The following is a 22,886-nucleotide window of genomic DNA, read 5'->3' as shown; positions in this document are numbered from 1 at the left end:
CCGGGGCGGTATCTGGCTGTGGTGTGATTGTCTGGTTGCATGGCGGGTGGATACCGGTGCTTCCGGTGCTGTCCGTCCGGTTATCTGCCCGCGGTGCGACTGCCATGTCGCGCGTCGGGGCGGTTGGGTTGGTTTGATGTGTGGTATGGGCCGTGTCGCCCGCCTATCGACCTGTGATGCGCCCAGCCTGTCACATCGGGACGCGATACGTGTCCGCTGCTGAGGACGCATGGCATGATACGCGAACGCCGGCATGGAATCAGCAATCCCATGCCGGCGTTTCGGCGTTCCAGCGCGATCCGATGCGATCCCATCGCCTCGGTCTCAGCCGAGCAGCGGCGCCACCTGCTCCTCGTAGGCGGTGAGCGCGGTGTCGATCACGTTGTGCATGTCGTAGTACTTGTACGTCCCCAGACGGCCGCCGAACACGACCTTCGGCTCCTGTGCGGCCTTGGCGGCATACTGCTCGTACAGCGCCTTGTCTTCCGCGGTGTTGACCGGGTAGTACGGCTCATCCTCGCGGGTGGCGAAGCGGCTGTACTCCTCCCAGACCACCGTCTTGTCGGGGTTCTGGGAATCCTTGCGCTCGGGGTTGAAGTTCTTGAACTCGATGGCACGGGTGTACGGCACGTCGGAGTCCGCGAAGTTCATGACCGGGCAGCCGAAATGGTCGCCCTCATCGTAACGGACTTCCTTGAAATCGACGGTACGCCACTTGAGATCGCCAAGCTCGTAATCGAAATACCGGTCGACCGGGCCGGTGTAGACGACCGGCACTTTGCCGACGAGCGCCTTCTTGTTCAGCGGCTGGGATTCATCGAAGAAATCGGTGTTCAGGGTCACGTGGATACGTGGATCGTCGATCATGCGCTCCATCCACGCTGTATAACCGTCCTTGGGCAGGCCCTCCCAAGTGTCGCGGAAGTAGCGGTTGTCATAGTTGAAACGCACGGGCAAACGCTTGATGATGCCTGCCGGCAGTTCGCTCGGATCGGTCTGCCACTGCTTGGCCGTGTAGTTCTTGATGAACGCCTCATACAGCGGACGGCCGATGAGCGAGATGCCCTTGTCGTTGAGGTTGGCCGGGTCGGTGCCGGCGAGTTCGCCCGCCTGCTCGGCGATCAGCGCCTTGGCTTCGGCCGGCGTGTAATGCGCGTGGAAGAACTGGTTGATGGTGCCGAGGTTGATCGGCAGCGGAAACACCTCGCCGTTATGCGTGGTGTACACGCGGTGGACGTAGTTGGTGAACTCGGTGAAACGATTCACGTACTCCCATACGCGCGGGTTCGAGGTGTGGAACAGGTGGGCGCCGTATTTGTGGATCTCCGCGCCCGTCTCCTTGTCCATGTATGAGTAGGCGTTTCCACCGATATGGTCGCGCACGTCGATGATTTCCACCTTCGCGCCGTGCTTCTCGACCGCCTGCTGCGCCACGGTCAGGCCGAACAAGCCTGCGCCGACGATTACCAGATCCGCGTCCATATTTACCTTTCTGTTCTTCGCAACCGCTGCCAGCGCCCAGATTACGCCATGTGCGGCTTCCCGTCCCCGCGCGGGAACCATTGGGATTCAGTCTAGTCCCATGTATGCCTATCGCCGGATTCTCGCGGAACGGTTTTCGAGGTTTTCACCGAATCCGGATCGAATACCGAATACAGGAAAGCCCGGCGGCGGCACGGATTGAGATGCCGTGCCGCCGCCGGGCTGTGCGCTAGACAGTCGAATCAGGCGAAAATCGTCTTGAACAGGAACGCGCCCAGAATCGCGCCCAGAATCGGCGCAACCACCGGAATCCAGGCTTCACCCCAACGGGAGCCGCCCTTGTGCGGAATCGGCAGCAGCTGATGCAGCAGGCGCGGCATCAGATCTCGGGCCGGGTTGAGGCCGGGTCCGGTCGGGCCGCCCATCGAAGTGACCAGACCCCACACGATGAAACCGACCACGATGGAAGCGGCGGCCGGATCCTTCTGACCCCACGGCATGGACAGGCAGCACAGCGCGCCAATCACCAGCATGAAGGTGCCGAAGAACTCGTTGAGGAAGTAGTTCACGCGGTCGTTTTCGGCGTCGGTGGTGCAGAAGGTGCCGAGGATCGCTTCGGCGTCTTCGGTGTCGCGGTAATGCGGGTAGTAGGTGACGTAGACGATGAGCTGGCCGATGATGGCGCCAAGCAGCTGGGCGATGATGTACGGCAGCACCTCGTTCCATGGGAACAAGCCGTTGACGGCCTGGGCGAGGGTCATGGCCGGGTTGATGTGGGCGCCGGAGACAGCGCCGAACATGAGCACCGGGAACATCACGCCGAAGCCGTAGCCCATGGCGATGTTCAGCCAGCCGGCATGATGGCCTTTGGTGTTCTTGAGTTCGACGTTGGCAACGGAGCCGTTGCCGAACACCATAAGGATGGCGGTGCCGACGAATTCGGCAGCCAGTTTGACGAAAAGTGAGTAAGTCACTGCTCTGCTTCTCTCTCGTTTTTTGTGTGCTGTGTTCTCTGGTTTTTGCGCTTGCGCGACGAAACGAATGGATTCGCGTGCCAGGGCGCCTGTGCCTCCATTGGCCGCACGGCCCTCAACGCGTGGAGCCGGTGGTCATCGCGCTGCCGGCTTCGGGCATGATTGGCCCGTGGCAGGGTTCGCGGATGGATGCGCCGGACGTCGGCGCGAGTGCCAGTGTAGCGGGAACCATGGTCTTGGCTGCCTGATGCGAGGTTTTCCGCAGACCGGTCAGAAAAACGACACGCCGGAGCGGTGCATAAGTTGCGTTCGAATCAGAGACGAGTATAGTAATCACTCGGTTCGAGAAATCGACTAACCAACTTGCCCCTTTAGCTCAGTTGGTTAGAGCAGCTGACTCTTAATCAGCGTGTCCGGGGTTCGAATCCCCGAGGGGGCACTTTTAACCGCAGCTTCGGCTGCGGTTTTTTTGTTTCTCGCTCCAGATTCCATGTGATGCTGGCGCGCATGGTAGGCTGATACCATGATGCTTGCAGATTGTGGCTAGGATTTTGTCACAGATTTCAACCTTCTTGCACTGGCTTGCGAAGACGCGGAAGTCTTCGGGGATTGGGCCATGCTTGACTATCGGCGGATTGCCGCCGAACTGGGCCGCACGCCCGAGTCCACGGTGTTCTCTATCGAGGATGGTGATTATGGCAGTGGCGGCTGGGCGAGTTTTATCGAAATACGTCTGGCTCGTAGAGGCGCGGAGCCTGAGATTCGTGACGGATACCAGGCGACCCGGTACGCATCTGTGGTGGTATGCAGAATCGCCCCGTTGGCCGCGCTGATGAAGGTGGTAGAGGCGGGGTGGCATTGGACGGCAAGGGTAGCTTTAGCAAACTCCCGGTAGCCGATGATTTGGTCTCTGCAGTGCCATGGGATACGCGACAGCGCATCCCCGAGATCCTGGCGAACTATGGGTATCAGATACTCGCCCCCCGAAATCGGCCGCTTGCGTCTACCTGATGGTTTGGGAGCGGATACCCTGCTAACCAGCAAGGACGAAAAAGACTGCTGCATCGGGCATCATGTTTTCGACGCCTGGTTCCACTGGATGGATTGAACGGACCGTGCGTTCCATGCGTTCCGTGCGGACCCGGCGACAGATCGGGCGACAAGGGCTGCACGGCCGGATACACGGGCGGATAGACTGCAAGCGTGGAACATTCAGCGGTTATCGGGCGTCTGGCGCCATCGCCGACCGGGCGCATGCATATCGGCAATGCGTATGCGGCGCTCGCCGCTTGGCTGGGCGTGCATTCCCGCGGTGGGAAACTGATATTGCGAATCGAGGATATCGACGCCCCGCGCGTGGTGCGGGATGCCGACCGGTGGATCATGGATGACCTCCACTGGCTCGGACTGGATTGGGACGGCGACCCGGTCTATCAGTCATCAAGACTTGACAGATATCGACAGATACTTGATGCCCTGCATGGTATGACGCTGGACGATATCCTGACGCGCGATATCTTGCGGCTAACTGCCCAGACAGGCGTGTGCCCAGACTCGAACGTAGAGCCGCACGAGGAATCGCCGCTCATCTACCCGTGTTTCTGCTCGCGCGCCGATATCCGCGCCGCATCCGCCCCGAACGAGGGCGACGGCTTCATCATCTACCCGGGAACGTGCCGTCGCTTGTCTGCCGCCGAGCGCAACACCCGTATTGACCGCGGCGACCGCCATTCCTGGCGTATTGCGGTGCCCGAGCGAGCCAACCCCGCTGGCGCGATCGTTTTCGACGATGAGGTGTTCGGCCCGCAACGCATCAATCTGGGGCGGCAGGTCGGCGATGTCGTCATCCGGCGTTCTGACGGGCTGTTCGCGTATCAGTTCGTTGTCAGTATCGATGATTTCGATATGGGCGTCACCCAGATTGTGCGTGGGCGCGATTTGCTGCGGTCCACGGCGATTCAGTTGTGGATTCGCCGCGCGTTGGAAAGCGTCTCGCCGGCGCAGACATCTCCCGCCGCATCGCCCGCAACCGCACCAATACCGCAGTTCGCGCATCTGCCGTTGGTCGACGACATTTCCGGCAAGCGTCTGGCCAAGCGCGATCGTGCCCTCGATCTGGGCGTGCTGCGCGAGGAAGGCGTAAGCTCCGAACGCATCATCGGCTATTGCGCGTGGATGCTGGGGCTGCTGCCGCAGCCTGTGCCTTGCCGTCCCTCCGACCTGCTCGATGGTTTCACGTGGAACATCATCGCCGAGCATCGGAACGATCATCGCTGCGATACACAAGACCTACTACGATGAGAACCAGGAAAACAGGACAACCTGCGGGGGCGAGCCGTGTCCGCGGGCGGATGTGAGGCATGCATGACAGCGTATATGGATCACAAGGATCTGGCGAACGAGACCATTGACGAGGGCCGGGCGCAACAGATTGCGGACGGCGTGCATCGCGTGCTGGATCGCATCGCCCAGGCGGAGATGGAGGCCGGCAGAGAGCCGGGTTCAGTCAGGTTGCTCGCCGCCACGAAAACGCGTGATGTCGGCGAGATCATGGCCGCCATCGATGCCGGTATCCGTATGATCGGTGAGAACCGCCCGCAGGAGGTCGTCGCCAAGGCCGAAGGACTTGCCCGACAGTGCGCCGCGCGCGGTTTTTCGCTGGGCGCGGCCGCCGGTGAAGGGAATATGCACGATGACGATCCCGAGCATCACATCCCCTTCCATCTCATCGGCCAGTTGCAAAGCAACAAAATCGGCAAGGTGCTGCCGGTGGTTGAAACCATCGAATCCGTTGATTCGCTTGATCTCGCACAGAAAATCGCCCGTCGCGCTGTCGCGCGCGGCATCACCGCCGGCGTGCTGCTGGAAGTCAACGAGTCCGGTGAAGAATCGAAGTCGGGGTGTGACCCGGCTCAGGCCGTCGATCTTGCCCAGCAGATCGGAACGCTCGAAGGCCTTGATTTGCAAGGCCTCATGACTATCGGCGCCCACGTGGACGACGAAGCGGTGATCCGCCGTGGCTTTGCTCACTTGCGCGAGACACGCGATTGGATTTTGCACGCCGGTACGCCCGGTACAGCGCACTGTCACGAGCTGTCGATGGGCATGACGAACGATATGGCGCTCGCTATCGCCGAAGGATCGACCATCGTGCGCGTGGGGACCGCAATTTTCGGCCCGCGCGCGTTCATCTGATTCCAGGTCGGTTCGGTATGGCGTCGCAGACGGACAGACCCTCATCGTATTCACGTGTGCATATGCTGGTGACCGGCATGGTGCAAGGCGTGGGATTCCGCTATTTCACGGTGATGGCGGCGCGTCGGTACGGGCTGACCGGCTGGGTGCGCAATCGTATGGACGGCTCGGTCGAGCTTGAGGCGCAGGGCGAAGGGATTGGCCTGGAACGTTTTGAGCGTGCGGTGGAAGCAGGCCCACGCTGGAGCCGTGTCGAGCATGTCGATATCGATGTCGTGCCGCTGGTGTCGGGAGAGAGGGATTTTTCCGCCCGTTCTGATCGATGATTTTCGGTGTTGTGTTGCGGCCGTGCGTGCCGTCTTCAGTTGCCGACCATGATCAAGATTGATGGGAAATGTGGCGTTGTGCGGCCATGGGCGTTGCGAGCGCAGGCGCCGGCGACGCCGTTGTATTGGCGTGTCTGTTTGTCATCGCGCACCCAGCTTTCGGTGAGTCCTTGACCAGCATGAGATCTTCCGAGTCACTGAGTGTCCAAGATTCGGACAAATACGTGAGATAGGGGAAAAATCCGCGGAATCAAGGGGTGAACGGGGGAGTATCGCAAGTCGCCAGAACCATGCCAGTGGGCAAGTCTGACGGGGGAGAAGTCTCCCCGTCCCCATGATTCGGGGTGAATATGGGGGTTCCGCGCAGCGTGGCGCGGATTTTACACTGCCGCTATCGACCACTGAACGGGCGGTCTCCGGCACGGAAGCCGCGTCTGAGGAGGGAAAGCGAGGAGCCATGACACGACGACGGGATGGCGATACGACGGGAATCGCGAAGCATAGCCGGCGTGCAGATTATCGGTATCGCGCCATCTGTGCATTCGTGGTATGCGTATTGACATTATTTGCAATGGCGGTTTGGGCGCTGCCGGGTGAAGCGTCCGTGAATGCCGCTGAACGGGCCGGCTCGGCACAGGCCGAATCGGCGATGGTCAGTTCGGCGCAAACAAGCGCGGCACAGGCCGATTCCCGACAGGCAGGCGCGCAACCGACGGCACGCCCCGCGGCAGACCGCGCGACTGCGCAACTTCCTGAACCGGAGCACACAAAAACCATCGAACGCCTCGACGATGAGCGGTATCGGCTCACATTGAGCGTTACCGGTGCAGAGAGCACCAGCGGCAGCGTCGATCATAAAAGCGCCGATGTGGTTCTTGTGCTGGATTCCTCGGGCAGTATGGCGGAACATGAGGATCCTGACTGCCACTGGCCAAGCACGTGCCTGACCCGATGGCAGGTGGTCACGCAGGCGGCGCAACGGCTCGCCGCGACGCTACTCGACCCGTCAATCGGCGGCAATGTGCGCATCGCGTTGGTTGATTTTGATACCAACGCAAGTATCGTCCCCATGAATGGCAGCCAATGGACCGGCGACGCGGCCGCGCTGTCCACGGCGCTTGAAGGGCTGGATGCGTCATCGTCCACCGGCGGTGGCACGAACTGGGAGGCCGGCATGCATGCCGCGAACACCCTGCTGAACGGCAGTACTGCCGATCGCCGATATATCGTTATGCTTTCAGACGGCTCGCCAACCTTCCGCACGTCTGCCATGGGCGGCGATGACTGGAACAACCGGTACGGCGTCTACGGCAACGGCAGCTCCGATCCTGACGGCCGCTGCTTCGATGCGGCCGTCGCGGAGTCCAACAAGCGTGCGGACGGGACGGCCCTGTTCACGGTGAGCGCCGGCAAAGCCGCGGAGACGAATATGGCGGCGTTGGCGACTGCGGCCAACGGTGTCCATTATTCGGGCACGGATCCGGACAGTCTTGCGGATGCCTTCGACGATATCGCGATGATCATCACATCCACCATCCGATACCGTGATGTGAGTATCAGCGACACCCTGTCCTCATGGGTGGTCGCGTTGGACGACGACGGGTCGCCCGCCACCGGTGCCGACGCGGTGGTCACCCCGCAGATCAGCGCCAGCAAGGCGGACGGCTCGGCGGTATCCACCGACGGCATGGTTGCCGCCTTCGACCAGACGACGGGGACCCTGACCTTGCACATGCCCGATGGTAAGACCTTGGACCCGGAAACCACCTACCGTGTATCCATTGACATCACACCGACCGCGGCGGCATACCGGAGTTTCATCGAAACAGGCAAGTACCCGGACACCGGAGACGAACTGACCGATGCTCCCGGCAACGCTACAAGCTCCGGGCAGCCCGGATTCTTCTCGAATGCGGAAGGCTCGGCACTGTTGCGCTACAAGACTGTCACGCTCACCGTCAGCGGGGATAGCAGCGAGGAAAGCGTGTCCGACGAACTGACCGCGGCATACGCGAGGCCGGTCGTACAGGTCGCTGCGCCGAGTTTGACGCTCGTAAAAACCGTGGACAACACCAACGCGACCGCCTACACTCCCGCGCAGCCGGCCGCCTGGAATCTGTCGGCATCGTTGGTCTCCGCCTCCGCCCCACAACCGGGAGCGTCATCTGGGGATGCGGCGAGCGGAAGCGGAATCAGTCCGGCCGCGCCATCCGAACCCGAGAACGAGCATACCGCTGCGTTGCCCGCGAAGACGGTCGAACCGGGAACCTACCGTCTGGCGGAAACGCACAATGACGACTACACCGTAGACGGCAAACCATACCAGAATTACGCGCGATACGAGTCCGGCAGCTGGGCATGCGCGGATGCCGCTGGCAACCCGCTCAGCGTCTCGTCCGAAGGTGATGTGGCAATCGCGCCCGGCATGCACGCCACCTGCACGATAGTCAACACCGCGTCCCTCGCTCTCGCTGACCAGATTCCGCTTACCGGCGCCTCCGGTATCCATCTGGACCGTCCTTGGCTGACATTTGCCGTCGGATTGCCGCTCGCCGGAACAGGCGTGTGGATTCTGAAGCGTTCCCGCAGGCGCGTCGCCGAAAGGAGCGTCCGATGAACCAGATTCGTCCGATACGCCAGATTCGTCCGATTCACCTGGCGAGTGCGCTCAGTGCGCTGAGCCGGATGGCCACAAAGAGCCGAATATATGAGAACCATGCGTTTCACGCCGGTCGGGAACGCCAATCCGGCGCCCCACGCTCGCCGCCGCAGCACGGATGCACACCGCTGTAGCCCAGATCATATTCAAGTTCACGCCCACCGTGACTAGCAACACACCGCAGGAGGAGGAATCATGACATCCCTGATACATATCGTTTCGCAGGCCTGGAACAAGGCCTCGTCCAGAACAAGCCATCCATCATCGTCGTCGGGAGACAAGCCATCGCCGATTCGCTCGATTGCAGCGGTGGGCGTGGCGTTGCTCGGCATCATCGGGCTCGGTACGGCGGCGCTCACCCCGAGTCCGGCTATTGCGGCGGAAAACGACAAATCAATCATCATCCAAGCCGGTACACGAGGCGAAATCATCGGTCATACCTTCGCCGTCGCGCCTATCGCCACATTCAACGGTGACGATTCCGCCGAACTGACCACCGTAAGCCAAGCCGACTCCGCGGTCCGCGAGGCCATCAAAGCGGCGCTGCAACAGGAAGCGCCCGAAGGCGCCGACCCGCTCATGTGGGCGCAGGCCGTCAGCGGCACCCCAATCGACCAGAGCACCACCTTCCCGTGGGCCGCAGATGCGAGTTCGCGCCTGTTCGCCGACGCGCTCGCCGATTATGTCAAGACAAATGGCACACAATACACTGCAACGCAAGACCCTCTGGCTATCACTGGTCTGCAAGGTGGACTGTACGCGATCGTCGATGTCACCACGAAACTCCCTGACGGCGTTACGGACATGCCCGCATCCGTGCGCTCGCTGACCATGCTGGTCGGCACGAAGCACGATATCTTCAAGACCGACGGCAGCGTCATCGTGAAAAACGAGGCGTATCGCACCCCACCGACGAAAACCGTGACCGGCGACCAACAGGGCACCGTTCGGGTGGGCGACGAGCTAACCTACCACATCACCGGAACCGTCCCGTCGACGACCGGCAAGGGCAATGATTTCACCTACGTGTTCGAGGATTACGCGAGTCGCGGGTTGAGCATCGACACCTCGAAAAGCAATATCACCGTGACATACGGCAAGAACGGCACTGCCCTGCCGGCCGCCGACTACACCGTCGATCCGGCGGAGCAATCCGTCGATGGCAAGGGTGTGGGGGAGGGGTCCGCCCCGACTTTCACCGTCACCATCGCCCGCAGCGTGCTGGACACCATGCAAAGCGCCGCGGGAGAAGCGTTCACCGTCACCTACAAGGCCACCGTGAACGACCATGCCGCTGACGACCAGGTGGCCGGTAACTGCGCCCAAGTGACCGTAGGTGGCGTGGCGTCCGGGAAATCCACCACAGTGAACGTGTACACCAACACCTTCCAATTCGAGAAGTATTTCGCGGACGGCTCCACCGTGACCGGTGCGCGTTTCACGCTGTATGACGCGGACAACAGCAAGCCGGTGCAGATGCACAACAAGGATTATGCGGCGGATGTCGATGAGCATGGGCGGGTCACCTTCTCCGGGTTGGAGGACGGCACGTACACCGTGCGTGAGACCCGTGTCGCCGACGGGGCCGCGCAGGTGACCGGTTCGTTCAAAGTGACACTCACCTACGATGCCACAGGCCAGCGTACGGTCGTCACCTTCAGCGACACCGGACTCGACCCGTATGATTTGGTCACTGCGGACGAGGACGGCGCCATCCGGGTGCGCAACGTCAAATCGTTGACCGAACTGCCGTTGACCGGTGCGGCAGGTGGCATGGTGATTGCGGGTTCGGCGGCGGTGCTTCTGGCGCTTGCCGGCGTCTCGCTTGCCATCATCCGCAGGATGGAACGACGCATGTGATGGCGTGCGGGGCGGCCCAAGCCGATGAAGCTGCCGAGGCCATGCAATCGAACACAATCGCACACGGTGTGCTGTTCGGATGTACGCCCGGGGCTTATATTCAGGCTTCATCAGGTACTATGCTGCCCCAATGCCGTTCCGGGGCGGTTGCCGGCCGGCTTCCCCCGCCGGCCGGCACCGAACCGGAAATGAACACCGTTACCAACGTGAACAAAAGGAGACGACGATGACGCGAACAGCGCCACATCGCCTGCTGGTTTTGCGACAACTCAGCCATGCTCGACAACGGCTGGACCTGCCGGACGGCACATTCACCGCGGAAGAGCTGCGATATCTGCGATCCCTTCCGGCAGTAGTCGCGGTCAGTGCAGGCAGAATACGGTATACGGAAGCGTTCAAGCGCGTCTGCATGCGCCAATATCGGCAAGGCAAATCGCCGGCGCGGATTTTCCGCGAAGCCGGCTTGGATTCCGCCCTGATCGGATACAAGCGGATTGAGCGGTGCATCGCCCGGTGGCGCAACATCGGCACGGAGGAGACGCCTGAACAGCTTGCTGAAGATGAGGCGTACGAGCGGGATCTCGACCGTTGGCGCCAGGCGCAGACACATATGCGGGCGGGTGCCGGCGCCAACGGGAGGAGGAGCGCGGCGTCGAGTCTTCCGTCCGCGTCTGGTGTGTCCGCCATGCCTGCCGCATCTTCGACGCGGATGGTTTCGGCGGCGGCAACATCGCCCATGAGCGTTGCCCGAAATTCGAATTCAACCCCCAATCTCCGCGCGTCTGCCGCCCATCAAGCACAAGCAGACAGGCGGCAATCGGAAGATTTGCGTGACTTGCTCATTTCCCAGCAAATCCGCCGGATCGTGGACCTCGAGCGGACCATCGAAGCCATGCGGGCGGCGTGCACATGCGGGGCATGCCGGTGAAACGGCGAATCATCGTCATGCGGATCGTGGCGGCGCTGCTCCTCGCCGCGGCAATCGGCCTGATTCTGCTCCCGCCGGCTGTGCGCGCATGGTCAACGGGACGTCTTGCCGCAGCGGCGAACGACCATGAACGTGCCGTGGCGGCATGGCCGAGCGCGAAACGCGACCGGGCACTCGCCCAAGCACAGTCATATAACCGTTGGCTGGCGGCAAGCGGACAGCCGACACTCGGTGTTGCCCCGGACAGTCATGCCGCCGAAGCGTACCGGTCGGCGCTTGCAACCCCGGACGGAGTGATGGGCGTCATTTCGATTCCGTCGATAGGGGTCCATCTGCCAATCAGGCACGGCACGTCATCGGATGTGTTGTCCGCCGGTGCCGGGCATCTGATGGGGACAAGCCTGCCGGTGGGCGGCACATCGACCCATGCGGTGATTACCGCCCATCGCGGGCTTGCCGGGGCATCCATGTTCACCAGGCTTGATGAGATGGCTGTCGGTGACCGTTTTTCCTTGACGGTGCTTGGCGCGACCATGGCCTACCGCGTCGACCGGGTGACGGTGATCAAGCCGGAAGACACTGCGATATTACGGATCTCCGGCACTGAGGATCGTGTGACGCTGATGACCTGCACGCCCTATGGCGTCAATACGCATCGTCTGCTGGTTTCTGGGGTACGTGTGCCAAACGCCTCTTCTGCCCGGGATGGGGATGACATGCCGTCATCGTCGCAAGGGGCGACGGCGCGTGTACTTCGTTGGAGTGCGCTCGCCGCGGCGGGTCTTGTTGTCGGCGTGGGTGTCGGATACGGCGTATGGCGTCGCCGGCGGGAGCGGATGCGATGAATATGAAGCGTGCATACGCTAATCTGCCGGGAACGCGAGTATCAGGCGGAGAAGCGGTGTTATAAGCCGTGATGCATTGCGTGGGCGCGGATGGTTGGCTCCTCGTCAAGGGTGACGGGCGGGTACTCGTCCGGATGGTGGATGAAATCTTGGATCAGCAGCCATTGTCTGCGTGAGATGCCGATGCGCTCGTCCGGGCGGATCATCAGCAGGGGCGCCGCCGGCTTCCATGTTTCGATGTACTTGGCTCGCGCGGGGTAGCATTCCTTGTCATCAAGCCAAATGATTGGCGACGGGTCTTCCTGGTAGGTTTCGAAGCGCAGGCGGGAGAATATCGTGTCGAGTTTGCCGGAGAATCGTCCCTGATTGGTGACGGGATTGTACCAGCGTACGGTATGTACGATGTCCGGATTCCAGCCGAGCGCAGGGTCGAGAGTGTTGACGCAATACGGCTGCCGGGTGGTCAGCCAGGCCAGTTCGACTATGCCGCGACGGCGAGTTTGTGAAACCCGTCAGCCAGCTCGCGTGACCAGCGGAGACGGTATCTGCCGGGCGGCACCTCGACCACAAGATTGCCGGTCAGCGGAAACGCGTGGTCACTGCTGTATAGGGACGCGCGTGGGTCGTCGGGCTTGAGCCACCCGGTGTGCCCCACTCCGCCGCGGCGTTGGATCTTGCTGTCGGGGAAGGCATTGAGGACGCCATCGAAATCGGTGTAGATGACCGGACGGTTCATGGCGTCCTCCTTCCCTGTACCTTGGACGATCCCCGTTCGCGTTGCCGACACGGGTGTGGATGGCCTGCACGTCAAGCGGTGACGTGCAAGACACTGTACTCCCGCGTCGGGAAGTTCGCGGTGGCATAATCACAGCGACTTTTGCTGTGGTTTGAGTCCGGACAAGACCTGGGCGCACTGGCTCAACCCGCCCGTTCCTTGACCCCGCCCGGCGGTACAGTCGAGGTATCCGCAACCGAGATATCCGCAGTCGGAAAATGCCGGCGGTCCCTGAAATCCGAGGGTACGGAACGGGGCGCGCCGCTCCGGTAATGGACCGTTGCGGTGAAACGCGTAGTGAAGGAGACCCACGATGGACACCATTGCCCAGACGGCGGCGACCATCGCCCCGGCGACATTCGTTCTGATTGCAATCAACGTCATCGTGTTCATCATCGAAACCGTCTCCGGCGGCAGCACGAATATCGACGTCGCCCGCCGGTTCGGTGCGATGACGGTCTGGGACCTCGAACATGGCCAATGGTGGCGCATGATCACATCGATGTTCGTGCATTTCGGCATCACCCACTTGGCGTGTAATATGCTCTCCCTGTTCAATTTGGGCGTGCTGGTTGAACGGATATTCGGCTCGGGGCTGCTAGGCGGGTCCCTCTTCATGCTGGTGGTGTATTTCGTCTCCGGATTGTGCGGCAACTTGCTGACATGGCGGGTCCAGAAATCCCGCGGCGAATACTATGTGGTGTCCGCAGGGGCTTCCGGTGCGATATGCGGTCTGTTGGGCGTCTATGTGGCGATGCTATTCGTCCCCGGGCTCAACCAGTTCCTTGACTTCAAAGCGGTGCTGCTCAACGTGGCGTTGTGCATCGCACCAGGCCTGACGAATAAGGAAATCAACATGTGGGCCCATCTGGGCGGTCTGATCGGCGGCGTCGTGGTCACGCTGGCGTATTTTGCCGTGCTGTTTGCACGGTGATGCGGCGCGGGCGGCTCATCGCCTTACGCCCGGGTGGTCGCCCGGCGGATTACCCGGTCGTTTTCCGGGGGTGGGGCGAGTATACGAGGCCCAAAAACGTTGCAATTGCGTCGGCGTCTCCCGACGTGGGACCCCACAAACCGGCAGACAGGTGTTAGCGCGTCGTATCGAACACATGCGGATACTGGAAAATCGCGGAATCATGCGGTTTTGCCTTTACGCCGGCGGAATCGCGCGGGTGTCCGTATAGACGGGTGGGGAAGACTTCCGGCGCGAAGGGCGCTGGACGCTTCGAACCTCACAGCACCGCTCTACCAGCCTCGCTCCGCCCCTCTCAACAATCCCAAAAGAATTTCCCGAACTTGCCGGCAGTCAATGTTTTCCCGGCGCGTCGCCCGTATCTTGGGCACCATCAGACAACACGAAAGACACCACGAAAGGAGGCCCCGCCCATGCAGAGCTTCATCCTGCGGCACAAGCCGCAGCTCACCATCATCAGTGGCGTGCTCATCGCCGCCGGCCTGGTCGCACGTTTCGCCTTCCACTCGCAGCCGGCCTACGCCGCGGCGTTCATCATCGCATCGATTATCGGCGTGCTGCCCATTCTCATCCAGGCGGTGCAGGCGTTGCGCGTCAGGGTCATGTCCATTGACGTGCTCGTGAGCATCGCCGTGTTCGGTGCTTTCCTCATCGGCAGCTGGGACGAATCAGCCATTGTCACATTCCTGTTCCTCGTCGGCGGGCAGATCGAGCGATACACGTTGAACCAGACGCGCTCGGCAATCAGCGCTCTCATCGATATGGCGCCGCAATCCGCCGCGGTCCGACAAGCCGACGGCACTTTCGAAACCGTTCCGGTCGACGATGTGCATGTCGGCGACATTGTCAAGGTCACGACCGGTGATCGTATTCCCGTCGATGGAACCGTGATGTCGGGCACTGGGCTCGTCAACGAATCCGCGATTACCGGCGAGCCTATCCTGGTTGACAAGGCCGCGGGGTCGAGCGCCTCCGCCGGCACCCTGCTCGATGATGGCATGCTGACCATCCGCGCCGACATGGTGGGTGAGGACACCACGTTCGGCAGGATCATCGAGCTCGTCGAAAACGCGCAGGACTCCAAATCCAAGGAGGAACGCTTCATCGACCGCTTCGCCACGTATTACACGCCGGCGGTGCTCATTATCGCCGTTATTGTTGGCCTGGTGACGCGTCGTGTCGATCTTGCGATCACCATGCTTGTGCTCGGCTGCCCCGGCGCGCTCGTCATCGGCGTACCCGTGTCGAATATGGCAGGTATCGGCAACGGCGCGCGCCACGGCGTGCTCATCAAAGGCAGCGAGGTGACGCACCGGTTGAGCTCCGCCGACACGTTTGTGTTCGATAAGACCGGCACGATTACGGTCGGCGTGCCGCAGGTGACGGATGTGAGACGCTACGACGATGACGGTACGCCGGTCGCAAACGATACGGGAAATGGGGCTGGCGGAGCGCATATTGGCGGTTTCGAGGAAACGAAAGACGTAGCGGCGCGCGATTCTTCCGTTCGCGATGCGAGTGCTCTTGATGCTGGTTCGGGTCCAGCCCATGATGATGTCGTGCGGTACCTTGTCGGGGTTGAATCACAGTCTCAACATCCGCTTGCCAAAGCCATCGTGCAGCATTTCGGCGATATTCCTGTCCCACAGGTGGACGAAGTGTCGGTCGTGACGGGCGGCGGTATCAGCGCCGTACATGACAATCATCGGATTCTCGTTGGCAGTCCGCGCTTTCTGGAAGCCGATGGCATAGTACTCACTTCCAGTATGCGTGAGGATGCCGGTGAGCTTGAAATGCAGGGTGATTCGCTTGTGGCTGTGGCCGTCGATGGCAGTATCCGTTTACTGCTTGGGATCCGCGATCGTCTGCGCTCAGGCGTGGCGGAAGACATCGCACGGCTGCGTCGTCTCGGCGCGAAAACCATCGTGTTGCTTTCAGGGGACAATCAGCGTGCTGTCGATCTCATGACGGCGAAACTCGGTTTCGACCGCGCGATCGGTGGCTTGCTGCCCGATGAGAAGGCTGCGGTCATTTCCGGTTTGCGCGACGATGGGCACCGTGTGGTGTTTGTCGGCGATGGCATCAATGACAGCCCGTCCCTCGCGCTCGCGGACGTGGGCATCGCTATGGGAAATGGCGCCGACGTGGCTATTGACACCTCGGATGTGGTCCTCGCTGATTCCGACTTCTCGCGTCTGCCGCACGCGTACGGCCTGGCGAAGCATACGGTACGCAACATGCACGAGAACATTGCGATTGCAGTGGGTACGGTAGCGCTATTGCTGTCCGGGCTGGTGCTCACCACGTGGCTCACCATGGCCGTGGGCATGTTCGTCCACGAGGCGAGTGTACTGGCGGTCATTCTCAACGGCATGCGACAGCTGCGTTACCGGACTGGCGGAAATCATGGAACCCGTCACTGGAATATCAGAAAACTTGATGCCTATCAAGGACAGCCACGGTCCGTTATCGATACCGTGGTGGCATAGCCAATGGTCCCGGCTGCCAGCCGGGGATACCGGTCGGTGAACACCACCGGCATGAAAGGAGATACCAAGATGAACACCGCAACGATGAAACTGGATACGCTCACCTGCCCGTCGTGCATGCTCAAGATCGAAGCTGCCGCACGCAACGTGCCGGGAGTCGACCAGGATACTGTGCACGTCTCGTTTGCGAACAGCAAAGTGACGTTCCGGTTTGACGAGGATCTCACCGATGCACAAACTGTTGCACACGCCATCGAAAAGGTCGGATATCCTGTGCTTTCCACTCGAACCGCGGTGCAACGGTGATAAGCGACAAACGTATGGTGCTCGACGTTGCCGTGCCATTACGCATGCACGTCATCACCATCGGATGAGTCACACGGAACCGATGAATTCAGCCACTTGAAAGGACAGTTATGACAGCATTCACCGACTTTCTCGCAGACCATGCAGAGCAGCTTGACTTGGGTACGCTCGCCATCACGCGCGCGCATGGAACGCATCATCCTGAAGTGTTCGAGATACGCAAGCGTTACGAAACCATTCGGGATCGGATTGCGTTGGCGAATGGTGCGCAGCCCCGGATCGGCGACGAGCTCGCGCGAATCAGGAGTCTTACCAATGGCTACACGATTCCAGATGATACTTGCCCCACACTTGCGGCAACTTACCGTATGCTCGAGGAAGCGCATCGCATCTACGAATCCGCGAACGAAGGAAGATGACCGCACGATGGGCAAAGCCTTGCCCAGCCAATGAACAATTGCATCTGTCAATCCCCGGACGAGGGAAGGCGACCCTCGCCTCTTCCAGCGAATGCCGGACCGCATCTGCGAATCCCCGGACGAGGGACGTGCGCGGTAAACAAGCCTGAACGGTAAACAGTCCAAGGCGAGTGGTCTCGTGAGCGCGGTTCGGTATTCATGGCCTGCCATTCATGGTCTGCTATTCGTCGTCTGCCATTCATAGTCCGCCATTGGAATGTTCCAGTGCCGGTCATGAGGCTGGCTTCGCAAGGACGGTAGTGTGAGGACTGCCCCGTGATGGCGGCTTTGCAGAACGATTGTGCGCATCGTCCGGGCCTTCACGCAGGCTGGTCTGCCAGTCCATCCCGTGAGGATGGTGTGCAGAACGACCGTGTGAGATGATCGCATGGGACCCGCCTCACGAAGATGCTTCGTGTCGAAGGTTATCCTTGTCAGTTCTCAAGGAAGCTTGCATGGTAGTGGCTCACACGATGAAGGGAAGGAGACGATATCATGCCTCAAGACTTGTGTGTGCAACTGGTACCGCTATTTCAAGACCTCAGCGGTGAAGACCAGCTGAATATTCAACGGAGTACCAAGTTCCGCGCCTTTCATAAGGGCGATATTGTTTTCTCCCCGCACTCCGATCCTCAATTGAGTATCGTGGCTAGGGGAAGCATGAAGGTCTATAGAATCACCTCCAATGGTCGTGAACAACTGTTAAGAGTGATTGAACCAGGCGGCTACGAAGGCGAGAGCCAGCTGTTCGGTGCCAGCAACCAGAACCTGTACGGGGAAGCGCTCGCCGACACCATGGTGTGCGTCCTGCTGCGCCGGGATTTTATGCGTCTTTTGGACGCGCATCCGCAGCTGAGTATCCGACTGCTCTCCACCATCGCCAGCAAAATGGTGAGGGTGGAAGAACAGACGCAGTTTCTCACGATGGGGCGAGTCGAGGAACGTCTTGCGTCGTATCTGCTTGACCTGTTGAAAAGCGCCGGTGGCTCACGGCGTGTCCGAATACCGATGACGATGAAGGAACTTGCGTCATATCTGGGTACCACGCCGGAAACACTGTCGCGTAAGCTTCGATACCTGGAAGATCGACGTATCATCGCGAGGCAACGTCGAGACGTGGTCATCCTGTCTTCGCAGCAGCTCGAAGAGATTTAACGAGGGCAGGAAGTGCTTATCTGAGATATTCGAGGTGCCCGGAATATCAGGGGGCTGAGATGACTAGGATGCCCGAGACACCCGGGATCAAGATGTCGGGGTTATCCATGACATCCTGATACCCGCTATATATCTCGACCCTCATGCCGGTGGAATCGCCAACCCCATTCCAGATAGGCCGCAACCGGTAAAGCAAGCCGATTCACACTGTTCAGTTGTCTTCTCGAAGATTGATGCAACGGTCAATCACATCCTTGCCGCGCAGCAGATGCAGCCATTCATCCGGAATCGCGTCCATACCGTAGACGATGCCTGCAAGGCCACCCGCGACCGCAGCAGTAGTATCGGTGTCTTCTCCCAGATTGACCGCTTCAAGCACGCAATCCGCATACCTCGTGGTGGTGGCCAGACACCAGATCGCAGCCACCAAGGTGTCGACAACAAAACCGCTGGATGCAACGTCCTTTCGATTCAGTTTGGGGATGATCGTCAAATCATCAGCCCCTACTCCTGCGGTGGTTCTAGAAGCGACTCCGCTCAAACCGTATGCGACTCGTTTGTCATCCAACGCTTCGAGCGGTGACGCACCATCCCGCAACAGCCGCGCATACCGCACGTATGTGACGCATGCTTCGCAACTTATCGGATGAGCGTGCGTAATCGCGCTCACTGAGCGGATTTCGTCGTCGGCGGCATCCGTGAACGCCAGCGGGACGATGCGCATGAGCGAGCCGTTGCCGTTGTCGCGCTCGCCCGCCAATCCGTGCCCGCTCGCGAGTGCGCTCGCTGTAGCACCGCCTATGTCGAATCGCCGGTCAACGTTGTAGTCCTGGCTGTCGCGCCACCGTATGAACTTGTCACGCATATCCGCAACGTCCACTCTGCCGAGCTCCCGCAACGAATCACAGGTTGCCAAGGCCATCCCGGTGTCATCGCTCCATGTGCCGACGGGCTGGTGCCAAGCCCCAACTCCACCTCCGACTTCGACGCTTCCATTCGCGCGGTCCCATGCCATGCCTGTGCATGTGAAAGTACCGCGAGCCCTGAACTCGAATGGGACACCCAATGCATCGCCGACAGCTTCCCCATACATGGCGTCTCGCAGCGTCCGCGCGGACCCATCTGCCGGCTTACCCCAATGCCGGATTGTGTGCTGAACCATCATCTTTCCCTTCTGTGTTGGCCGATTCTGGTCTGCCGTATTCTCGCAGTTCCCTTGCCTGCGCCCCTTCTTTGTGGGGCACCATCGTTACTTCCGAGTGCGGTGGTTCGCAACCGGATTGAGTATCATCGTATCGCCGCGACACGCCGATACAGACAGTTGCCGATAATGGCATGTCCAGGCCGAAAATGGGATGCGCACCCATGTGCGATGCCGAGTACCAAGAAAGGTATAAGAGCACGAGGGAAACGAACAAACCACTCGAGGAGGAGTTCATGATGAACGAGTCATTTGGCAGAGCGGGCTACGGCGAAGTTTCTCACTAAGAACGCCAATCGGCTGATACCTTGATTGACGATGATTCCCAACCGATCCGCATCGAATTTCCCCGGATGCAGCAGACGGCACAACGCGGGTGGAGACAAGCCGCTGACGAGAATCGTAACGCCTACAAAATCCCGATTGCAGCAGCCGTCACCGTCACAATCGCGTGGATGATTGCGTCAGTATTTGTCAACAGATTCGTGCGAAGCATCATGTTCGGCATTACGCCAATTGGGTTTGCCGCCATCACTGTCCTGGTCGCGCTTCGATGGCGAAAACAGCCTGAAATCTATACTCGAGCTCGCATTTGGGTGTTGAGATTCGGCGCAATCGTCACCATCCTGTGTGCTGTCTTGTTCATGCCATCCGCCGTCCGACACCTCCTGGACGTCCCTTCTTGATATGCCGAAACGAGTTGTAATCACCAAGCCGAGTGTGAGCTACGAAGAAGGTACTTGGCACGGTGCGACTGAAGCTGTCAATGATTTGCTTGACCATACGCCGGAAAGCTATTACGTTCAGGCGCAGGCAACACCGCAGCATCGGAACATGATGGCGGAACTTGGTATGGGGTGCTTGATTACCTTCCGCATTCGAAAGAAAGTGGGTCACTCAAATGTGCAGTTGGGGCACCGCCGTCGGATGGTTCACTCGAAACGATGTTGACTGATTGAATCGGGAATAGTCGGGGTACGCAAATCTGGCTCGGAGTGCGGCAATGGGTATGAAGGCAACTGGATTTAGCTGGGACTAAGCGCGGTGTGCTGGTGTTGTGGGGTGTTTGGTTGGTTGGTCTGGTGGTGTCGTGTTGTTTTGTGTGTGGTGTGTGGTGTTTTCGACACGCCGGTGTTTGCTTGTGTTTTGTAGGGTTTGTGGGGTGGTGGTTGGGTGGTTGGTTTGCGTGGGTGGTGTTGGTGGTGTATGTTGTTCTCTTGCTGCCGCTCGCCGGCCGGCTTCCTTCGGGGGGTTGGTTTTGTCGGGTGTGTGGTGGTGGTTTGAGAACTCAAGAGCGTGTCTGTACTACTTCTTTATAGTCAATGATTGCCAGTCCGGTCCCCGCTTCCGTGCGGGGTGTTTGATTGTCCTGCGTGGGAGTCCGCGAGGGCGGTTGATGGGGGTCGGGGTTTTCGTGCGAGTCGCCTTTCCTTATTAGGCGACCGTCAATTATTTTGTGAGAGTCTGTTATTGGCTTTCCGCATTGTTTTTTTGTGGAGGGTTCGATTCTGGCTCAGGATGAACGCTGGCGGCGTGCTTAACACATGCAAGTCGAACGGGATCCTGCAAGCTTGCTTGCGGGTGAGAGTGGCGAACGGGTGAGTAATGCGTGACCAACCTGCCCCATGCTCCGGAATAGCTCCTGGAAACGGGTGGTAATGCCGGATGTGCCGGGCTCCTGCATGGGGGTCCGGGAAAGCTCTGGCGGCGTGGGATGGGGTCGCGTCCTATCAGCTTGTTGGCGGGGTGAGGGCCCACCAAGGCTTCGACGGGTAGCCGGCCTGAGAGGGCGACCGGCCACATTGGGACTGAGATACGGCCCAGACTCCTACGGGAGGCAGCAGTGGGGAATATTGCACAATGGGCGCAAGCCTGATGCAGCGACGCCGCGTGCGGGATGGAGGCCTTCGGGTTGTAAACCGCTTTTGTTTGGGAGCAAGCCCTTCGGGGTGAGTGTACCTTTCGAATAAGCACCGGCTAACTACGTGCCAGCAGCCGCGGTAATACGTAGGGTGCGAGCGTTATCCGGATTTATTGGGCGTAAAGGGCTCGTAGGCGGTTCGTCGCGTCCGGTGTGAAAGTCCATCGCCTAACGGTGGATCTGCGCCGGGTACGGGCGGGCTGGAGTGCGGTAGGGGAGACTGGAATTCCCGGTGTAACGGTGGAATGTGTAGATATCGGGAAGAACACCAATGGCGAAGGCAGGTCTCTGGGCCGTTACTGACGCTGAGGAGCGAAAGCGTGGGGAGCGAACAGGATTAGATACCCTGGTAGTCCACGCCGTAAACGGTGGATGCTGGATGTGGGGCCCTTCCACGGGTCCCGTGTCGGAGCCAACGCGTTAAGCATCCCGCCTGGGGAGTACGGCCGCAAGGCTAAAACTCAAAGAAATTGACGGGGGCCCGCACAAGCGGCGGAGCATGCGGATTAATTCGATGCAACGCGAAGAACCTTACCTGGGCTTGACATGTTCCCGACGACGGCAGAGATGTCGTTTCCCTTCGGGGCGGGTTCACAGGTGGTGCATGGTCGTCGTCAGCTCGTGTCGTGAGATGTTGGGTCAAGTCCCGCAACGAGCGCAACCCTCGCCCCGTGTTGCCAGCGCGTCATGGCGGGAACTCACGGGGGACCGCCGGGGTTAACCCGGAGGAAGGTGGGGATGACGTCAGATCATCATGCCCCTTACGTCCAGGGCTTCACGCATGCTACAATGGCCGGTACAGCGGGATGCGACATGGTGACATGGAGCGGATCCCTGAAAACCGGTCTCAGTTCGGATCGGAGCCTGCAACCCGGCTCCGTGAAGGCGGAGTCGCTAGTAATCGCGGATCAGCAACGCCGCGGTGAATGCGTTCCCGGGCCTTGTACACACCGCCCGTCAAGTCATGAAAGTGGGCAGCACCCGAAGCCGGTGGCCTGACCAGTTCTGCTGGGGGGAGCCGTCTAAGGTGAGGCTCGTGATTGGGACTAAGTCGTAACAAGGTAGCCGTACCGGAAGGTGCGGCTGGATCACCTCCTTTCTACGGAGAATTTCATTGTTTGCCTGGCATGGTATCGCGGGGGTCGTCCCCGTGGGTGCCGGGCGTGCTGGCGTGGAAGGATCGTTGCGCCTCCTTTTCGGGGGGCGGGTATGGGCATGCTGTTGGGTTCCCTGGCCGCCACGGCCTCCTTGTGTGGGGGTTGGCGTTCGGGTGCCCGCCATGGGTTCCTTCCCGGGTGTTCCGGGTGGGGGTGTGTGGTGTGGCGTGGTGGTTTGAGAA

18 protein-coding genes, 1 tRNA gene and 1 rRNA gene are annotated in these 22,886 nt (G+C 60.3%); 16 read left to right on the top strand and 4 right to left on the bottom strand.

The window, feature by feature from the left end; translation table 11 throughout:
• Positions 1-324: 324 nt before the first annotated feature.
• Both glf and ACZ41G_RS07645 read right to left on the bottom strand, forming a co-directional pair.
• Positions 325-1,482: a UDP-galactopyranose mutase gene (gene glf / locus ACZ41G_RS07650; protein WP_015451150.1), complete on the bottom strand. Its 1,158-nt coding sequence runs from the start codon at positions 1,480-1,482 to the stop codon at positions 325-327.
• A gap of 242 nt (positions 1,483-1,724) precedes the next feature.
• Positions 1,725-2,456: an MIP/aquaporin family protein gene (locus ACZ41G_RS07645; RefSeq protein ID WP_464145166.1), complete on the bottom strand. Its 732-nt coding sequence runs from the start codon at positions 2,454-2,456 to the stop codon at positions 1,725-1,727.
• Positions 2,457-2,821: 365 nt separating this feature from the next.
• On the opposite strand from ACZ41G_RS07645, the gene ACZ41G_RS07640 reads away from it, so the two are divergent.
• From ACZ41G_RS07640 to ACZ41G_RS07605, 8 genes are all read left to right on the top strand, one after another.
• A tRNA-Lys gene (locus ACZ41G_RS07640) sits at positions 2,822-2,895 on the top strand.
• A gap of 764 nt (positions 2,896-3,659) precedes the next feature.
• Complete coding sequence (locus ACZ41G_RS07635) at positions 3,660-4,757, top strand: glutamyl-Q tRNA(Asp) synthetase (protein ID WP_464145165.1); 1,098 nt, start codon at positions 3,660-3,662, stop codon at positions 4,755-4,757.
• Between the two features lie 63 nt (positions 4,758-4,820).
• Positions 4,821-5,651, top strand: coding sequence for a YggS family pyridoxal phosphate-dependent enzyme (locus ACZ41G_RS07630; protein WP_033507130.1), 831 nt, complete (start codon positions 4,821-4,823; stop codon positions 5,649-5,651).
• Positions 5,652-5,713: 62 nt separating this feature from the next.
• On the top strand, positions 5,714-5,977 hold the full coding sequence (locus tag ACZ41G_RS07625; RefSeq protein ID WP_412171458.1) for an acylphosphatase: 264 nt from the start codon (positions 5,714-5,716) through the stop codon (positions 5,975-5,977).
• Positions 5,978-6,548: 571 nt separating this feature from the next.
• Positions 6,549-8,594, top strand: coding sequence for a DUF7604 domain-containing protein (locus tag ACZ41G_RS07620; protein WP_464145163.1), 2,046 nt, complete (start codon positions 6,549-6,551; stop codon positions 8,592-8,594).
• A gap of 237 nt (positions 8,595-8,831) precedes the next feature.
• Positions 8,832-10,496 (top strand): isopeptide-forming domain-containing fimbrial protein, encoded by a 1,665-nt coding sequence (locus ACZ41G_RS07615; protein WP_464145161.1) that lies wholly within the window; start codon positions 8,832-8,834, stop codon positions 10,494-10,496.
• A gap of 226 nt (positions 10,497-10,722) precedes the next feature.
• Positions 10,723-11,424 carry an HTH domain-containing protein gene (locus ACZ41G_RS07610; protein ID WP_464145160.1) on the top strand — a complete coding sequence of 234 codons (702 nt, stop codon included), beginning with the start codon at positions 10,723-10,725 and terminating at the stop codon, positions 11,422-11,424.
• The gene (locus ACZ41G_RS07605) at positions 11,415-12,269 is read left to right on the top strand and encodes a class C sortase (protein ID WP_160249010.1); all 855 of its coding nucleotides are present in this window, start codon (positions 11,415-11,417) and stop codon (positions 12,267-12,269) included. The genes ACZ41G_RS07610 and ACZ41G_RS07605 overlap by 10 nt, the downstream gene beginning before the upstream one ends.
• A 481-nt stretch (positions 12,270-12,750) precedes the next feature.
• Here ACZ41G_RS07605 and ACZ41G_RS07600 read toward each other — a convergent pair whose 3' ends face one another.
• On the bottom strand, positions 12,751-13,005 hold the full coding sequence (locus ACZ41G_RS07600) for a hypothetical protein (protein ID WP_338022561.1): 255 nt from the start codon (positions 13,003-13,005) through the stop codon (positions 12,751-12,753).
• A gap of 352 nt (positions 13,006-13,357) precedes the next feature.
• Between ACZ41G_RS07600 and ACZ41G_RS07595 the strand changes: the two genes are divergently transcribed.
• From ACZ41G_RS07595 to ACZ41G_RS07575, 5 genes are all read left to right on the top strand, one after another.
• A complete protein-coding gene (locus ACZ41G_RS07595; RefSeq protein WP_029575694.1) occupies positions 13,358-13,978 on the top strand; it encodes a rhomboid family intramembrane serine protease in 621 nt (206 codons plus the stop codon).
• Positions 13,979-14,430: 452 nt separating this feature from the next.
• Complete coding sequence (locus ACZ41G_RS07590; RefSeq protein WP_464145159.1) at positions 14,431-16,506, top strand: heavy metal translocating P-type ATPase; 2,076 nt, start codon at positions 14,431-14,433, stop codon at positions 16,504-16,506.
• 69 nt (positions 16,507-16,575) lie between these two features.
• Positions 16,576-16,812, top strand: coding sequence for a heavy-metal-associated domain-containing protein (locus ACZ41G_RS07585; protein WP_321046308.1), 237 nt, complete (start codon positions 16,576-16,578; stop codon positions 16,810-16,812).
• A 110-nt stretch (positions 16,813-16,922) separates the two neighbouring features.
• Positions 16,923-17,231 carry an iron-sulfur cluster repair di-iron protein, ric gene (locus ACZ41G_RS07580; protein ID WP_464145157.1) on the top strand — a complete coding sequence of 103 codons (309 nt, stop codon included), beginning with the start codon at positions 16,923-16,925 and terminating at the stop codon, positions 17,229-17,231.
• A 534-nt stretch (positions 17,232-17,765) separates the two neighbouring features.
• Positions 17,766-18,425: a Crp/Fnr family transcriptional regulator gene (locus ACZ41G_RS07575; RefSeq protein ID WP_464145156.1), complete on the top strand. Its 660-nt coding sequence runs from the start codon at positions 17,766-17,768 to the stop codon at positions 18,423-18,425.
• Between the two features lie 211 nt (positions 18,426-18,636).
• On the opposite strand, the gene ACZ41G_RS07570 is transcribed toward ACZ41G_RS07575, so the two are convergent.
• The gene (locus ACZ41G_RS07570; protein WP_464146272.1) at positions 18,637-19,518 is read right to left on the bottom strand and encodes an ADP-ribosylglycohydrolase family protein; all 882 of its coding nucleotides are present in this window, start codon (positions 19,516-19,518) and stop codon (positions 18,637-18,639) included.
• A gap of 416 nt (positions 19,519-19,934) precedes the next feature.
• Between ACZ41G_RS07570 and ACZ41G_RS07565 the strand changes: the two genes are divergently transcribed.
• From ACZ41G_RS07565 to ACZ41G_RS07555, 3 genes are all read left to right on the top strand, one after another.
• Positions 19,935-20,312, top strand: a complete 378-nt coding sequence (locus ACZ41G_RS07565) for a hypothetical protein (RefSeq protein ID WP_152570406.1) — start codon at positions 19,935-19,937, stop codon at positions 20,310-20,312.
• Positions 20,313-20,346: 34 nt separating this feature from the next.
• Entirely contained in the window at positions 20,347-20,577 is a 231-nt protein-coding gene (locus ACZ41G_RS07560; RefSeq protein WP_464145154.1) for a hypothetical protein, read from the top strand.
• A 539-nt stretch (positions 20,578-21,116) separates the two neighbouring features.
• Positions 21,117-22,646 (top strand): 16S ribosomal RNA (locus ACZ41G_RS07555).
• Positions 22,647-22,886: the final 240 nt, after the last annotated feature.

The organism is Bifidobacterium porcinum (assembly GCF_055378475.1).
This window is presented reverse-complemented; position numbering and strand designations above follow the sequence as displayed.

Bases quoted from the DNA above. Each gene is read 5' to 3' on its own strand.
- glf (WP_015451150.1), bottom strand. From the start codon at position 1,482: ATGGACGCGGATCTGGTAATCGTCGGCGCAGGCTTGTTCGGCCTGACC.
- ACZ41G_RS07630 (WP_033507130.1), top strand. From the start codon at position 4,821: ATGACAGCGTATATGGATCACAAGGATCTGGCGAACGAGACCATTGAC.
- ACZ41G_RS07625 (WP_412171458.1), top strand. From the start codon at position 5,714: ATGCTGGTGACCGGCATGGTGCAAGGCGTGGGATTCCGCTATTTCACG.
- ACZ41G_RS07620 (WP_464145163.1), top strand. From the start codon at position 6,549: ATGGCGGTTTGGGCGCTGCCGGGTGAAGCGTCCGTGAATGCCGCTGAA.
- ACZ41G_RS07615 (WP_464145161.1), top strand. From the start codon at position 8,832: ATGACATCCCTGATACATATCGTTTCGCAGGCCTGGAACAAGGCCTCG.
- ACZ41G_RS07610 (WP_464145160.1), top strand. From the start codon at position 10,723: ATGACGCGAACAGCGCCACATCGCCTGCTGGTTTTGCGACAACTCAGC.
- ACZ41G_RS07605 (WP_160249010.1), top strand. From the start codon at position 11,415: ATGCCGGTGAAACGGCGAATCATCGTCATGCGGATCGTGGCGGCGCTG.
- ACZ41G_RS07600 (WP_338022561.1), bottom strand. From the start codon at position 13,005: ATGAACCGTCCGGTCATCTACACCGATTTCGATGGCGTCCTCAATGCC.
- ACZ41G_RS07595 (WP_029575694.1), top strand. From the start codon at position 13,358: ATGGACACCATTGCCCAGACGGCGGCGACCATCGCCCCGGCGACATTC.
- ACZ41G_RS07590 (WP_464145159.1), top strand. From the start codon at position 14,431: ATGCAGAGCTTCATCCTGCGGCACAAGCCGCAGCTCACCATCATCAGT.
- ACZ41G_RS07585 (WP_321046308.1), top strand. From the start codon at position 16,576: ATGAACACCGCAACGATGAAACTGGATACGCTCACCTGCCCGTCGTGC.
- ACZ41G_RS07580 (WP_464145157.1), top strand. From the start codon at position 16,923: ATGACAGCATTCACCGACTTTCTCGCAGACCATGCAGAGCAGCTTGAC.
- ACZ41G_RS07575 (WP_464145156.1), top strand. From the start codon at position 17,766: ATGCCTCAAGACTTGTGTGTGCAACTGGTACCGCTATTTCAAGACCTC.
- ACZ41G_RS07570 (WP_464146272.1), bottom strand. From the start codon at position 19,518: ATGTATGGGGAAGCTGTCGGCGATGCATTGGGTGTCCCATTCGAGTTC.